Source organism: Pseudomonas sp. LH21 (genome assembly GCF_036549575.1).
Lineage (GTDB): Bacteria > Pseudomonadota > Gammaproteobacteria > Pseudomonadales > Pseudomonadaceae > Aquipseudomonas > Aquipseudomonas peradeniyensis.
Genome location: NZ_CP144367.1, coordinates 3224151 through 3237015, shown reverse-complemented (window position 1 = coordinate 3237015; position 12865 = coordinate 3224151). Strand labels below are relative to the sequence as shown.

The window sequence follows — 12865 nt, the reverse complement described above, 5'->3', positions numbered from 1 at the left end:
TGAACGATGCGCCTGGGCCTTGTGCTGGGTGACCAGCTGTCGTTCGACCTGGCGAGCCTGGCTGCCCTTGACCCCGCCCGCGATGCTGTTCTGATGGCGGAAGTGGAGGGTGAGGCTCGCTATGTGCCGCATCATCCGCTCAAGATCGTGCTCATCTTCAGTGCCATGCGGCACTTTGCCCAGACCCTGCGTGAGCGGGGTTGGCAGGTGCATTATGTCGAGCTCGATGCTGACGGCAACAGCGGCAGCATCGTTGGCGAGTTGCATCGCTGGCAAGAAGCCCTGGGCGCCACGCAAATTCACCTGACCGAGTGCGGGGAATGGCGCCTGGAGCAGGCTCTGCGTGATGCCGGTTTGCCCCTCGTGTGGCATCGCGACACGCGTTTTCTGTGCTCTCGCGAAGCCTTTGCGCGCTGGGCCCACGAGCGTCGTCAGCTGCGTATGGAGCACTTCTACCGTGGCATGCGCAAACGAACCGGCCTGCTTATGCAGCCCGACGGCAGCCCGGCAGGTGGGGCCTGGAATTTTGATGGTGACAACCGCAAGCCCCTGCCTCGCCAGTTGCGTGGGCCGTTCGCTGCGCATTTCGCGCAGGACGGGATCACAGCAGCGGTGGTCGCCTTGGTACGACGGCGCTTCAGCGACCACTACGGGGACATCGACGGCTTTGACTACCCCGTGACCCATGCCGAGGCAAAGCAGCTGTGGCAGCACTTTCTGGATTTTGGCCTGGCGGCTTTCGGCGACTACCAGGACGCGATGGCCGAGGGCGAGCCGTACCTGTTCCATGCGCGCATCAGTGCGGCGCTCAACATCGGGCTTCTGGATGTGCGATGTGTGTGTGAGGAGGTCGACAAGGCCTGGCGCGAGGGGCGGGTGCCGCTCAATGCAGCTGAAGGCTTCATTCGCCAGTTGATCGGCTGGCGCGAGTATGTGCGCGGTATCTATTGGCTGCGCATGCCTGAATATGCCGGGCTCAATCACCTGGGCAACGACCGAGCGCTACCTGAATTCTATTGGACCGGGCGCACCCGCATGCGCTGCATGGAGCAAGCCATCGGGCAGACCCTGCGGTTGGGCTACGCGCACCATATCCAGCGGTTGATGGTGACCGGCAACTTCGCCTTGCTGGCGGGTATCGTGCCTACCGCGATTTGCGAGTGGTACCTGGCGGTGTATATGGATGCCTTCGACTGGGTCGAGCTGCCCAACACGCTTGGCATGGTGATGCACGCCGACGGCGGCTACCTGGGGTCCAAGCCATACTGCGCCAGTGGTCGTTACATCCAGCGCATGTCCGATCATTGCAAGGCGTGCAGTTACAAGGTGAATCATGTGATCGAGGACGATGGCTGCCCGTTCAATGCCCTGTACTGGCATTTTCTCATCCGCCATCGCCCCCTGCTGTCAACGAACCCGCGTTTGGCTCTGGTCTATCGCAGCCTTGATGGCATGACTGTTAGTCGGCGCGATGCCGTGTGGCAGCGTGGCCAAGCACTGTTGGCGCGGCTTGATGCGCAGCAGCCGTTATGAAAAAGAGTCTTTTGCCCAGCAAGGTCTGCGTGGTATGTGATCGGCCGTTCAACTGGCGCAAGCGCTGGGCTCGCTGTTGGGACCAAGTGCGCTACTGTTCAGAGCGATGCCGCAGGTCAGCGCCGCGCCGCGAGGCGCGCGAGCAGTGGCATGGCCAAGGTCCATATCGGCCTCAGTAGCTGGCCGGTTTGCAGCGTGCCAAGCGTCAGTGCGACATCTGCAAACCTTGCGCCGCCTACGTAGGCCAACGGGCCACCCAGTGCACCCGTCCCTACAAACCCAGTTGGAGCGCGCAACGCGCCCAAGCCTTCACCTGGAGCAGTCCGGGCAGCATTTTGATCCGCATTTGGTCCAGGTCATCCAAGGATGCTTCGAGCAAATCGAGCAGTATTTCGAATCATCCAAAACGGCACAGGGCCTTCGCATACAACGTGGGTGTTTGCAGCATTTAGCCGTCAGGCCGAATTCACCTAAAGTCGAAAACGTCACTTCAGATTCTATTCAGATTCGACCCCGATAATCCCTCCGTCGAACCCAATCGGGGGGAGTTTCATGACCGAATCTCAATGGAGCAGTCTGCTCCCGCTACCCATCGGTAGCCATGCCAACCACCGCGCGCAGCTTTCGCTTTGTCTGGAGGGAGATGCTTCACGTGCGGATCTTGAGCAATTCATCCACACGTGCTTTGCCGCCGTGCATCAAGCGAATGTGCAGCATTACCTACCAGAACTCTTGGCATTGCATGACAGCCACGGCCGCCTGATCGCCGCGGCCGGCATGCGCCCGGCCAGCCAGGGTCCAGTATTTCTCGAACGGTACCTGGACGTGCCTTTGGAAACCGCCGTTTCTCAAGTTGCGGGTATTTCATTGGATCGCCCCTGCATAGTCGAAGTAGGAAACTTGGCCTCCCTCAGCGCTGGCAGTGCTCGCATCATGATCATCGCTGTCACGTGGTTGTTGGCCAACCGCGGCCTTGAGTGGGTCACGTTCACTGGGGCGGCGACACTGATAAACAGTTTTCAACGGCTTGGGCTTACGCCCTGCGTGTTGGCCGCCGCCGATCCTGATCGCCTACAGGGGCAGATGGATCAGTGGGGGACCTACTATGACCAACATCCGCAGGTGTTTGCCGGAAACATCGGCTATGGCTTCGACGCCCTGACCCGAGCCGGCGTGTTCCAAAGGCTGGGTTTTCCAGTGCTCGCCGAGGAGACTGGCCATGCCGCGTGAACTGGAGCGGTTTCAAGAGCTGCTGATGTCGTTCGCCCGCGATCATGCCGGTGCCGTGGCGGTGAAAGGTGATGCTCACAGCTACACATACCGGCAGTTACTCGGTGAAGTGGGACTGCGAGCCCATGTGCTGCACCGGCAACCTGCTGGGGCATTGGTGCTGGCCCTGGATAACGGCCCTGATCTGCTGTTCTGGGACCTGGCCGCCTTGTTCGCGGCGCGCCCCTGCGTGATCGTGCCGTCGTTCTTCAGCGCGACGCAGTTTGATCACTGCATTGCCCAGAGTGGTGCTTCAACCGTGCTTTGCACGACGCAGTGGGAGCCGCGACTGGTCAGTGAGGGGTTTGTTCAGGAAGGTGAGTTCTGGGTGCGCGAGCGGTTGGCCAGCGCCCGATTGCCTGATGGTACCGCCAAGATTACCTACACCTCTGGCAGCACCGGGCACCCTAAAGGTGTCTGCCTGAGCGCTGACGCCATGCTGCGGGTAGCACGGGAATTGGAGGCGGCAAGCCGGCCCACTGAACCGCAGCAGTACCTGGCCGTGCTGCCTTTGGGCGTATTGCTGGAGAACCTCGGCGTCTATGCAGCACTGATGGCGGGTGCCTGCGTACAGCTCTATCCGCAGCATCAGTTGGGCATGGGCGGGGCAAGTCAGGTGGATTTCAAGCGACTGCTGGGCGCCATTGCCCTCAGTGGTGCGCAGAGCCTGATCCTCGTGCCGCAGTTGCTGATGGGGCTGGTCACGGCCATTGAGCGCGGGTTGATGCGCGTTGGCCCACTGCGTTTCGTGGCGGTGGGCGGTGCCCGGGTATCGCCAAGCCTGCTAGCCCGGGCCGAGGCGGTCGGGTTGCCGGTGTTCGAAGGCTACGGCCTGTCGGAGTGTGCCTCCGTGGTCGCATTGAATCGCCCTGGTGCCCTACGCCACGGCAGCGTCGGCCAGCCATTGCCCCATGTGCAAGTGCGTATTGCCGAGGACGGCGAGGTGCTGGTGGCCGGCTCGACACTGCTTGGCTACCTGGAGGACGCCCCGGTGACCCAGTCCTGGTGGGCAACGGGCGACCTGGGCCACCTCGACGAAGAAGGCTATCTGTTCCTCGATGGACGCAAGAAACACCAGTTCATCACCAGCTTCGGGCGCAACGTCAACCCGGAGTGGGTAGAAGCCGAACTCACCCAGAGCGGCGTCATCGCCCAGGCATTCGTGCATGGCGAAGCCTTGCCGCACAACCTGGCTCTGCTTTGGCCTCTTGACCCTGCCGCCAGCAACGATGCCATCGAACAGGCCGTGCAGCAGTGCAACGCGCAGCTGCCCGACTACGCCCGGGTACATACCTGGCGGCGCTTGCCGGCCCCCTTCAGCACCCATGACGAAACCCTGACTGCCAACGGCCGCCCGCGACGCGAGGCGATCCTGCAGCACTACCAAACCCTGTTATCCGACATCTCGTGGTGAGGCTCCCCATGTCCTTTTTCGACACCCTGCAACTACAAACAACCCAAGAGCGTCAGGCGTTGTTCGCCGTACCGGTGATCCGTGACGCCCTGGCCGGCCAGGTCAGCCTGGACAGTTACATTGCCTTCCTGACCCAGGCCTACCACCATGTCCGCCACACGGTTCCGCTGATGATGGCCTGTGGCGCGCGCTTGCCGTCGCGCCTGGAGTGGCTGCGCGGCGCGGTGTGCGAGTACATCGACGAGGAATACGGCCACGAGCAGTGGATCCTCAACGATATCAACGCCTGTGGTGGTGATTGGGAGGCGGTGCGTGATGGTCGGCCGGCGCGGTCGATCGAGCTGATGGTCGCCTACCTCTACGACCTGATCGCCCGCGGCAACCCGGTCGGGCTCTTCGGCATGGTCAACGTGCTCGAAGGCACCAGCATCGCCCTGGCCACCCAAGCGGCGGGCACGATCAAAACCACACTGAACCTGCCTGACAAGGCGTTCAGCTACCTGAGCTCCCATGGGGCGCTGGACCAGGACCACATGGTGACCTACAAGCAACTGATGGATCGCCTCGATGATGCCGCAGACCAACAGGCCGTCATCCATGCGGCGAAGGTCGTCTACCACTTGTACACCGAAATGTTCCAAGGCTTGCCGCGCGCGGGGCAGCTAGAGGTGCATCATGCGCTTGCCTGAGTCCGTGGTGATCCTCACCGGTGCCAGTGGCGGCATCGGCCTGGAGCTGGCCGAACAGTTGTGCGCTGCCGGCGCCCAGGTACTGGCTGTCAGTCGGCACATGGGCAAGCTGGCAGGCTTGATGAATCGCTACCCGGATCGCCTGCGTTGGCAGGAGGCCGACTTGCGCAGCCAGGCGGGGCGCGAACAGGTCGTGAGCCGAGCCCGCGAGATGGGCACTGTCAACGTGCTGATCAATGCGGCCGGCGTGAATCGCTTCGCCCTGCTCGACCAATTGGACGAGCACGAGCTCGACGAGCTGCTGGACATCAACCTCAAGGCACCGCTGCAGCTGACGCGCGCCTGTCTGCCGCTGCTGCGTGCTCAGCCCAAGGCACTGGTGGTCAATGTCGGGTCCACCTATGGCTCGATCGGCTATCCCGGCTACGCCACCTACTGCGCCAGCAAGTTCGCCCTGCGCGGTTTCTCCGAGGCACTGCGACGCGAGCTGGCCGACACCACGGTCAACGTCTTGTATGCCGCCCCCCGGGCGACCCGTACCGGCATGAACAGCAGTGCTGCGACTGCGCTCAATCAAGCGCTTAAAGTCGGCATGGACGACCCGGCGGATGTTGCTCGGGCCGTGCTCGAGGCGGTGCAGTCCGAGCGCAGCGAACTTTACCTGGGGTGGCCGGAAAAGCTTTTCGTGCGCATCAACAGCATGTTGCCGGGCGTGGTCGACCGCGCACTGCGCAAGCAACTGCCCCTCATTCGGCGCTATATCGCTAGCCACTCCAAGGAGTCGATCAAATGAAGCGTCTGTTCGTCGCCAGCTTGTTGGCATTCGCACCCTTGACCTGGGCATTGGACCAGGCAGGCACACAGCACCTGAGCGATCTGCAGCAGCACTGGGCGCAGATCCAGTACCAGGTACCCAAGGACAAACGTGCCGACGCCTTTGAAAAGCTCTCCGCTGACGCGGCGGCATTCGTTCATCAGTACCCCGGATCACCTGAGCCGTTGATCTGGCAAGGCATCATCGACAGCAGCTGGGCGGGCGCCACCGGTGGCCTCGGCGCACTGGGCAAGGTCAAGGCGGCGAAGGCCAGTCTTGAGCAGGCCATGAAACTGGACCCCAATGCCCTGCAGGGTTCGGCCTATACCAGCCTGGGCACTTTGTACGACCAGGTGCCCGGCTGGCCAATTGGTTTCGGCGACACCGACAAGGCTGACGCCCTGCTGCGCAAGGCGCTGCAAATCAACCCCAATGGTATCGACAGCAACTATTTCTGGGCCGATCATCTGTATCGGCAAAAGCGCTACCCTGAGGCTACTGCTGCTCTGCAGAAAGCCTTGCAGGCCCCGGCCCGGCCAGGACGTGAGTTGGCTGACCAGGGCCGGCGTGCCGATATCGATGTTTTAATGAAAGCGATCAAGGACAAACAGGACTGAACATGCGGCTGCTGCTGGTTGAGGACGACATCGCACTGGGAGAGGGCATCTGCGACGGCTTGCGCCAGGAAGGCTATACGCTCGACTGGTTGCGTGACGGCGTCAGTGGCTTGCATGCGCTGCAGCATGAAGCCTTCGACCTGGTGATCCTGGACCTTGGCCTGCCGCGCATGGATGGCCTGGAACTGCTGCGGCGGGTGCGCGCCGGCGGCGACAGCCTGCCGGTGCTGATCCTCACCGCGCGGGATGCGCTGGACGACCGCATTACCGGGCTTGATGCCGGTGCCGACGATTACCTGGTGAAACCTTTCGACCTCAACGAACTGAAGGCACGCTTGCGCGCCTTGCTGCGGCGCAGTGCGGGGCGGGCGAAGGTAGTGGTCGAACATGCCGGGGTCAGCCTCGACCCCGCCACCCAGCAAGTGCACTACAACGGTGTCGAAGTGGTGCTGACCCCGAAGGAGTATGTGCTGTTACATGAACTGTTGGCGCAACCCGGCAAGGTATTCACCCGCGAGCGCCTGACCCAGCTGCTGTATGGCTGGGACGAAGAGCCCGAGAGCAATACGCTGGAGGTGAACATCTACCACCTGCGCAAGAAGCTGTTCAACGGGTTGATCCGAACGGTACGCGGCATCGGCTACCTGGTCGAGGCCAAGGCATGAGCTCGCTGCGCCAGCGCACACTGTGGCGGGTGATGTTGTTGCTGCTGCTCGGCACCGGTCTGCTGGCGCTCTACAACTACCACGACAGCCGCCGCGAAATTAACGAGGTGTATGACGCCCATCTCGCCCAGAACGCCCGCCTGCTGCAGGGTGTCATGAGCCTGCCGGTGCAGGACGGCTCGCGTGAGGCGCTGTACCGGGCCTTCAACGAAGCGTTGGGCAGGGCAGGGCGACATCAGGTGGGGCACCCTTACGAAAGCAAGCTGGCTTTTCAGGTCTGGCAGGTCGGCGGAGCCCTTCTGGTGCATACACCCAGCGCGCCAGCGTTCGATTCGCCACCGACGGCACCAGGCTTCTACGACTTCACCAGCGGCGGCGAACAATGGCGCGGTTTCGTCTTGCCGGTGCCGGAAAAACGCTGGGTGATCTGGGTCGGCGAGCGTGATGACGTACGCTACGACCTGATCGACCGTATTGTCCGCCATACCCTGTTCCCGTTCCTCCTGGGCAGCCTGGCATTGGCGCTGTTGGTGTGGGCGGCGATCGGCTGGGGGCTGCGGCCGTTGCAGAACATGGCCAATGTCATCCGCGCGCGCCACGCCGACTCTCTTGAGCCGTTGCAACTGGTGCCGCTTCCCTCGGAGCTTGAGCCGATGCAGGCCGCCATCAATCGCCTGTTGGCGCAGATCGAGGACCTTTTGCGGCGTGAGCATCGGTTCATTGCCGATGCCGCTCACGAAATGCGCACGCCGCTGGCCGTCCTGCGCCTGCATGCACAGAACGCGCTGGCCGCCAGCAACGACATGGAGCGGCAAAAAGCGCTGGGGTTCCTGATGGGCGGGGTTGACCGGCTGACCCGGGTGGTCAATCAGTTGCTGACACTCGCCCGCGTCGAGCCGAAACTAGGGCAGCGTGCCAGTACCTGGGTCGACCTGGCCGAGGTAGTTACCGAGACCTTGGCTGAGCTGACCCCGTGGATACTTGATCGCGGCCTGGAGCCCTCGCTGGAGATCGGTGAAGGCGACCATCACCTGGCGATCGATGCTGGCGCGTTGGGCATTGCGCTACAGAACCTGGTGTCCAACGCGGTTGAACATTCACCCCCGGCAGGCCGCATAACCGTATCACTCAGGCGTCTGGATGGCGCCTTGGAGCTGGTGGTCGAGGACGAGGGGCCAGGTATCGATGAAGCAAGCCTTTCTCGTGTATTCGAGCGCTTCTATAGCCGCAACAGCCCGAATGGCGCCGGCCTTGGTCTGTCGATCGTTGCGACCATCATCGATCGCCTGGGCGGGCAGGTCCGGTTGGAGAATCGAGCGGGCGGGGGACTGGCCGCCACCTTGCTGCTGCCAAGGGATTGAGTCCATCGGCACATGCGCTGGGCAAGTCCTGCCAATGACCTGCGGCGCAACGCAACGTTGATAGCTTCAGACTGCGCCGCCCGGGGTTGAACTGGCGCTGAGCCTCGCCGCCGGTTCGGCGAGGCCAGGAGGGCAGCAGTTGTGCGACTGCCTGGCCATCCTTCTGGCGGCGTTGGTCTTGTGCACGATCAGGTACATCGGTGGGGACGGCATCGGGTAAACGCCCAGCTGGCCGAGATGGGCCAAAATGCGACCCGCCGTCACAGTACCTGAGACTGAACGAAGGGTTGCGGCAGCGCCGTAACTTTGATGGCACGCACTGGCACGGCAAATTTGGCGCCGATTCGGGTGAAGCGTTCGAGCAGGTGAAAGTTGATGGCCTGTTGAATATCCATGTAGAGGTTATAGCCGGGGTCTCTCACGATATAGACGCATTCGAACTCCAGCGCCTCTTTGCCAAAGCCGCGCAAGTGAGCGCGGTCGAAACGCACCTGCTGCTGGGCCTTGATCGCCTCTTCGACGATGGCGGGCGCCTGTTTCACCGCCTCGGTGGGCGTGTCGTACGACAAGCCGAACTCGAACACGATGCGTCGCTCCTGCAAGCGCTTGTAGTTCTGGATGGTGCTGCTGATCATGCTGGCATTGGCCATGACGATCTGCTCACCGCCCAGGCTGCGGATGCGGGTAGTCTTCAGCCCAACATGTTCCACCGTGCCGGCCAGTGGGCCGATGACGATGAAATCACCGACTTCAAAGGGTTTGTCGACGGCAATCGACAATGAGGCGAACAGGTCACCCAGGATGTTCTGCACGGCCAGGGCCACGGCAATGCCGCCTACACCCAGGCTGGCCACGAAGGCGGTGATATTGACGCCGAGATTGGACAGCATGGCCAGCAACACCACCGACCACAGCAGCACCCGTGCCCCCCAGGCCGAAAGCGTGGCCAACGCACTGCCTTGATACAGGCCGTCGGCGCTGTGCCGGCTGAAGTAGCGGGTCAGGCCCAGCGCGATGGCGCGATTGACCCAGAGGCCGATCTGCAAGGCGGCGACCACGAACCACAAGCTACTGACCCGGCCCAACCAGCGCTCGGGCAGGTCCAGCATGCTCAAACCGACCAGCAGCGAAGCGAGCAGCAGCAGGCTGTTGCTGGTACCAGCCAGTACCTTGGCCAGCACCTGACTCATTGCCCCGTCATGTTCGGACCAGCGCTGCACCCGGCGCATCAACAGGCCGATGACAGCTCTGGCAATCACGAACGTCAGCACGGCGACGCACAGCGCTACCAACAGGTTGAGGATGGAAATGCCGAAGAATGTGGAGTCGGTTAACAGTTCGATGATTCGATCATTCATGGGGAGCCCACCTCCAGATGGCTCAAGGCAGGGCCGCAAGGCGGCCCCTGGGATTGCGCGGTGACGTGTGGGTTACTTGCCGTGGGTGGCTTGCAGCGCCTTGGCCTGTTCCAGATGGTGTTGCAGCGTTGGCAGCTTGTCGCTGGCAAAGGCCTTCAGCTCAGGCTTGTCGGAGGAGGCGGCCTCTTTCTTGAACAGCTCCACGGCCTTTTCGTGCGCGTCGACCTGGTTATTGACGAAGGACCGGTCGAACGACTCCTCGCGCCATTCGAGGATCATCTTCTTGACCTTGTCGGTCAGCGCCGCCTCGTCGGGCACGCTGATGTCCAGCTTGCGGGCGATATCACCGAGTTCCTGGTTGGCTTTGGTATGGTCTGTGACCATTTGCTGGGCGAATTGCTTGATGTCTGCGCTTTGGCTCTTTTCCTGCGCCAGGTTGCCGGTGACCACTTCGGCGATACCGGCTTCAGTGGCCGCATCGACGAAATCGTCCGAAGACGCTGCCTGTACCTGCAGCGAAGCCAGGCCCATCAACAGGGTTACCCCGGCGATTTTCAATAATGGTTTGTTCATCTGTCACTCCTTCGCTTGGTGGCTGCGACCTCTATGCCGCAATCGGTTGAGCCGTAGGAGCAGGTGAAGGTTTAGTTTTTCTCGAATAACCGGCCACTGTGAGGGCGCAACCGGCGTTTTGGGCACCGCTCATCCACTATGTCGCAATCAGAACGAACTCACGGGTACCGTTCAGACTTGTCCAGCAGATGGCATGTAGAAGGAACTTTACCGATCTTGCGATCCTCCACCGGATGCCAGTGCTTCACCGAAATATTTCATGAACAGCCCGTTCAGAAAGGGGCAAGACCCTCACGGTGAATACATCACACTCCGGAGACCGCAAAATGAACAAATCCGACGATCAGCAGCAGAAAGGCCCCTATTCTTCCGATCATGCAACGACTGATCAGGACCTGGGATTCGATCCGGACTCTCCAGACCTGGACGACCCTCAAGTGGACCCCCAAGGCCCAGCGAAAGCGCCCAGGGATGTGGAAAAGAAACCGTGAGCTTGCCTACCCTGATTGAAGGCGGGTATATCATCCGGCATGCGGCGGGTGATCAGATTCCCGTCCACCACCTCTTCATCTACTTTCGCCAGGTGTGGACGTGGGACGTCTCGGACGGAGTGAGAAGTTCCATCGCACTACTTCAGCGGTAGGGTTGCTAACCGTCTGACCGTTGCGGTTGAACATTGCGCGGCGCTTGGGCTCTCACTTGCAGGGATATAACGAGGCGGCCGTCATGAGCATCGAACGCAGCATTCCTGAACTTGAAGCCTGGTACGCGCAGTACGACGACATCAGCTACCGGCGCGAATCGCCGGACGCCTACCACCATGAACTGGTTCGCACCGCCGAGGCGCTACGGGACGATGGCGCCATTGACTGGGATGACTGGTTGGCGCTGAAGGCACTGGCCGACGAGGCACATATCCGGGCTCTGGAAGATGCCGTGCAGGCTCATGTGAGCGACCCTGACGCATGAGAGCGCTGAAGATCGCCACCTTCAATATCAATGGCATCCGCAGCCGCCTGCCCGCGCTGTTGGCCTGGCTGGAGCGAGAGCAGCCGGACATTGCCTGCTTGCAGGAGCTAAAGGCGGCCGACCAGCAGTTTCCTCGCCAGGCCATCGAAGCGGCAGGTTATGGCTGCCTTTACCAGGGGCAACCCTCCTGGAACGGCGTGGCGATCCTGGCGCGCGATAGCGAGCCGCTGGAGGTACGTCGCGGGCTGCCCGGCATGCAGGACGATCAGCAGAGCCGCTATCTCGAAGCTGCGGCGCACGGTGTACTGGTGGGCTGCCTTTACCTGCCCAACGGCAACCCGCAACCCGGCCCGAAGTTCGATTACAAACTGCGCTGGTTCGAGTGCTTGATCAAGCATGCCCAAACACTGCATGTCAGCAGCCATCCTGCGGTATTAGCGGGGGACTTCAACGTTGTGCCCACCGATCTGGACATCTATAACCCGCGCTCATGGCTCAAGGACGCGCTGCTGCAACCTGAATCGCGGGCGTTATTCCAAGAATTGTTGGCCCAGGGCTGGGTCGATGCTGTTCGTCACCTTTATCCCGAGCAGCGCATTTACACGTTCTGGGACTATTTTCGCAATCACTGGGCGCGTAATGCCGGGCTTCGTATCGACCACCTGCTGCTCAACTCGGGTCTGAGCCCCTATTTGAAGCGGGCGGGCGTGGATGCCTGGGTGCGCAACGAAGCCAAGGCCAGTGATCATGCGCCGGTCTGGATCCAGTTGGGCGGGCGCCGCCAGCAACGCTAGGCTGTTCCCTGCAACGTGTGGGCAGCTTGCAGTTGTGTGTTTTTTCGCCACCCTCGAAGATTCATGGCACACAGGCACAATTGCAGGATGATCAATGCCCAGGCTTCTGCTTGCCAGCCCCAGACGGCCCACAGAACGTTGCTTGCAAGAAAACAACAGAAACCTGCCTTCCTGCGCCCCGGACGGCGTGAACCGATGCACCAGGCTGCCAGCACGGTCATTACCATGGCGGGCCATTCAAGTAAGCCAATCCAATATTCCATGAAACCTTCCGACTGATGATGGGTAACCGAAACTGATCACCTGCCAGCGTACTGAGCGCTGGCAGGTGATCGCGTGACTAAGCTGCTCGCTGCTCGCCCTTGAGCATCTTTTTCTGCATTTCCATGGTTTGCCCAAGCTCCTCGAGGGTGTCCTTGCTGAGCAGCTTCTTCGCGGTGGGGAAGAGCTCGCCTTCCTCTTCCTCGATGTGATGCTCCAACAACTCTTTCATGACCTTGACCCGCCCGGCGAATTCGACGGTGCCGGTTTCGGTATGCAGGAGGTCGGGTAGGACGAGGGAGTCGACAGTCCGGTGTTCTTCCTTGGCCTCGTAGTACATCTTCGCTTCTTCCTTACCACCCGCTTGCTTGATGGCCGGGTAGAGGATTTCTTCCTCGAGCGTGGTGTGGATCTGCAACTCCTGCTCGATCCTGTGGAGCAACTCGGCCCGTTTCTTCACTGCGCGCTCGGTGGTGGTCGACAGTTCTTCGAGCAGTTTTTTCACCAGCTTGTGGTCTTGAATCAGTAAGTCGATGGCGTTCATTGGC

Annotated in this window: 16 protein-coding genes and 1 pseudogene; 12 read left to right on the top strand and 5 right to left on the bottom strand. The window is 61.4% G+C overall.

The window, feature by feature from the left end:
- Window positions 1-6: 6 nt before the first annotated feature.
- Both VUG52_RS14705 and VUG52_RS14700 read left to right on the top strand, forming a co-directional pair.
- The gene (locus tag VUG52_RS14705) at window positions 7-1533 is read left to right on the top strand and encodes a cryptochrome/photolyase family protein (protein ID WP_050705366.1); all 1527 of its coding nucleotides are present in this window, start codon (window positions 7-9) and stop codon (window positions 1531-1533) included.
- The gene (locus tag VUG52_RS14700) at window positions 1530-1712 is read left to right on the top strand and encodes a DUF2256 domain-containing protein (protein WP_082337716.1); all 183 of its coding nucleotides are present in this window, start codon (window positions 1530-1532) and stop codon (window positions 1710-1712) included. The genes VUG52_RS14705 and VUG52_RS14700 overlap by 4 nt, the downstream gene beginning before the upstream one ends.
- On the opposite strand, the pseudogene VUG52_RS14695 reads toward VUG52_RS14700, so the two are convergent.
- A pseudogene (locus VUG52_RS14695) lies at window positions 1650-1799 on the bottom strand (DUF2878 family protein); the annotation flags it as partial. The gene VUG52_RS14700 and the pseudogene VUG52_RS14695 sit on opposite strands and share 63 nt — an antisense overlap.
- Before the next feature lie 286 nt (window positions 1800-2085).
- On the opposite strand from VUG52_RS14695, the gene VUG52_RS14690 reads away from it, so the two are divergent.
- The 7 genes from VUG52_RS14690 to VUG52_RS14660 are packed head-to-tail and all read left to right on the top strand — an operon-like array spanning window position 2086 to window position 8362.
- Window positions 2086-2763, top strand: a complete 678-nt coding sequence (locus VUG52_RS14690) for a thermostable hemolysin (RefSeq protein ID WP_050705367.1) — start codon at window positions 2086-2088, stop codon at window positions 2761-2763.
- Window positions 2753-4216: an AMP-binding protein gene (locus tag VUG52_RS14685; protein WP_050705368.1), complete on the top strand. Its 1464-nt coding sequence runs from the start codon at window positions 2753-2755 to the stop codon at window positions 4214-4216. Before VUG52_RS14690 ends, VUG52_RS14685 begins: the two co-directional genes overlap by 11 nt.
- Before the next feature lie 8 nt (window positions 4217-4224).
- Entirely contained in the window at window positions 4225-4905 is a 681-nt protein-coding gene (locus VUG52_RS14680; RefSeq protein ID WP_028689319.1) for a TenA family transcriptional regulator, read from the top strand.
- Complete coding sequence (locus VUG52_RS14675; RefSeq protein WP_050705369.1) at window positions 4892-5698, top strand: SDR family oxidoreductase; 807 nt, start codon at window positions 4892-4894, stop codon at window positions 5696-5698. Before VUG52_RS14680 ends, VUG52_RS14675 begins: the two co-directional genes overlap by 14 nt.
- Window positions 5695-6336 (top strand): tetratricopeptide repeat protein, encoded by a 642-nt coding sequence (locus VUG52_RS14670; RefSeq protein ID WP_028689321.1) that lies wholly within the window; start codon window positions 5695-5697, stop codon window positions 6334-6336. Before VUG52_RS14675 ends, VUG52_RS14670 begins: the two co-directional genes overlap by 4 nt.
- Before the next feature lie 2 nt (window positions 6337-6338).
- Entirely contained in the window at window positions 6339-7001 is a 663-nt protein-coding gene (locus VUG52_RS14665) for a response regulator (RefSeq protein WP_050705370.1), read from the top strand.
- On the top strand, window positions 6998-8362 hold the full coding sequence (locus VUG52_RS14660; RefSeq protein WP_050705371.1) for a sensor histidine kinase: 1365 nt from the start codon (window positions 6998-7000) through the stop codon (window positions 8360-8362). Before VUG52_RS14665 ends, VUG52_RS14660 begins: the two co-directional genes overlap by 4 nt.
- Before the next feature lie 260 nt (window positions 8363-8622).
- Here the strand turns inward: VUG52_RS14660 and VUG52_RS14655 are convergent, their stop codons facing one another.
- Together VUG52_RS14655 and VUG52_RS14650 are read right to left on the bottom strand one after the other, a co-directional pair.
- The gene (locus VUG52_RS14655) at window positions 8623-9720 is read right to left on the bottom strand and encodes a mechanosensitive ion channel family protein (RefSeq protein WP_050705372.1); all 1098 of its coding nucleotides are present in this window, start codon (window positions 9718-9720) and stop codon (window positions 8623-8625) included.
- A 72-nt stretch (window positions 9721-9792) separates the two neighbouring features.
- Complete coding sequence (locus tag VUG52_RS14650; RefSeq protein WP_050705373.1) at window positions 9793-10293, bottom strand: DUF4142 domain-containing protein; 501 nt, start codon at window positions 10291-10293, stop codon at window positions 9793-9795.
- 326 nt (window positions 10294-10619) lie between these two features.
- Here VUG52_RS14650 and VUG52_RS14645 point away from each other — a divergent pair, with 326 nt between their 5' ends.
- From VUG52_RS14645 to xth, 3 genes are all read left to right on the top strand, one after another.
- Window positions 10620-10784 (top strand): DUF6021 family protein, encoded by a 165-nt coding sequence (locus VUG52_RS14645; RefSeq protein ID WP_177330839.1) that lies wholly within the window; start codon window positions 10620-10622, stop codon window positions 10782-10784.
- 235 nt (window positions 10785-11019) lie between these two features.
- Window positions 11020-11262 (top strand): hypothetical protein, encoded by a 243-nt coding sequence (locus VUG52_RS14640; protein WP_016486338.1) that lies wholly within the window; start codon window positions 11020-11022, stop codon window positions 11260-11262.
- Entirely contained in the window at window positions 11259-12056 is a 798-nt protein-coding gene (gene xth, locus VUG52_RS14635; RefSeq protein WP_050705374.1) for an exodeoxyribonuclease III, read from the top strand. The genes VUG52_RS14640 and xth overlap by 4 nt, the downstream gene beginning before the upstream one ends.
- On the opposite strand, the gene VUG52_RS14630 is transcribed toward xth, so the two are convergent.
- On the bottom strand, window positions 12053-12319 hold the full coding sequence (locus VUG52_RS14630) for a hypothetical protein (RefSeq protein ID WP_082337718.1): 267 nt from the start codon (window positions 12317-12319) through the stop codon (window positions 12053-12055). The genes xth and VUG52_RS14630 overlap by 4 nt on opposite strands.
- A 77-nt stretch (window positions 12320-12396) precedes the next feature.
- Entirely contained in the window at window positions 12397-12861 is a 465-nt protein-coding gene (locus VUG52_RS14625) for a hemerythrin domain-containing protein (RefSeq protein ID WP_050705375.1), read from the bottom strand.
- Window positions 12862-12865 lie beyond the last annotated feature (4 nt).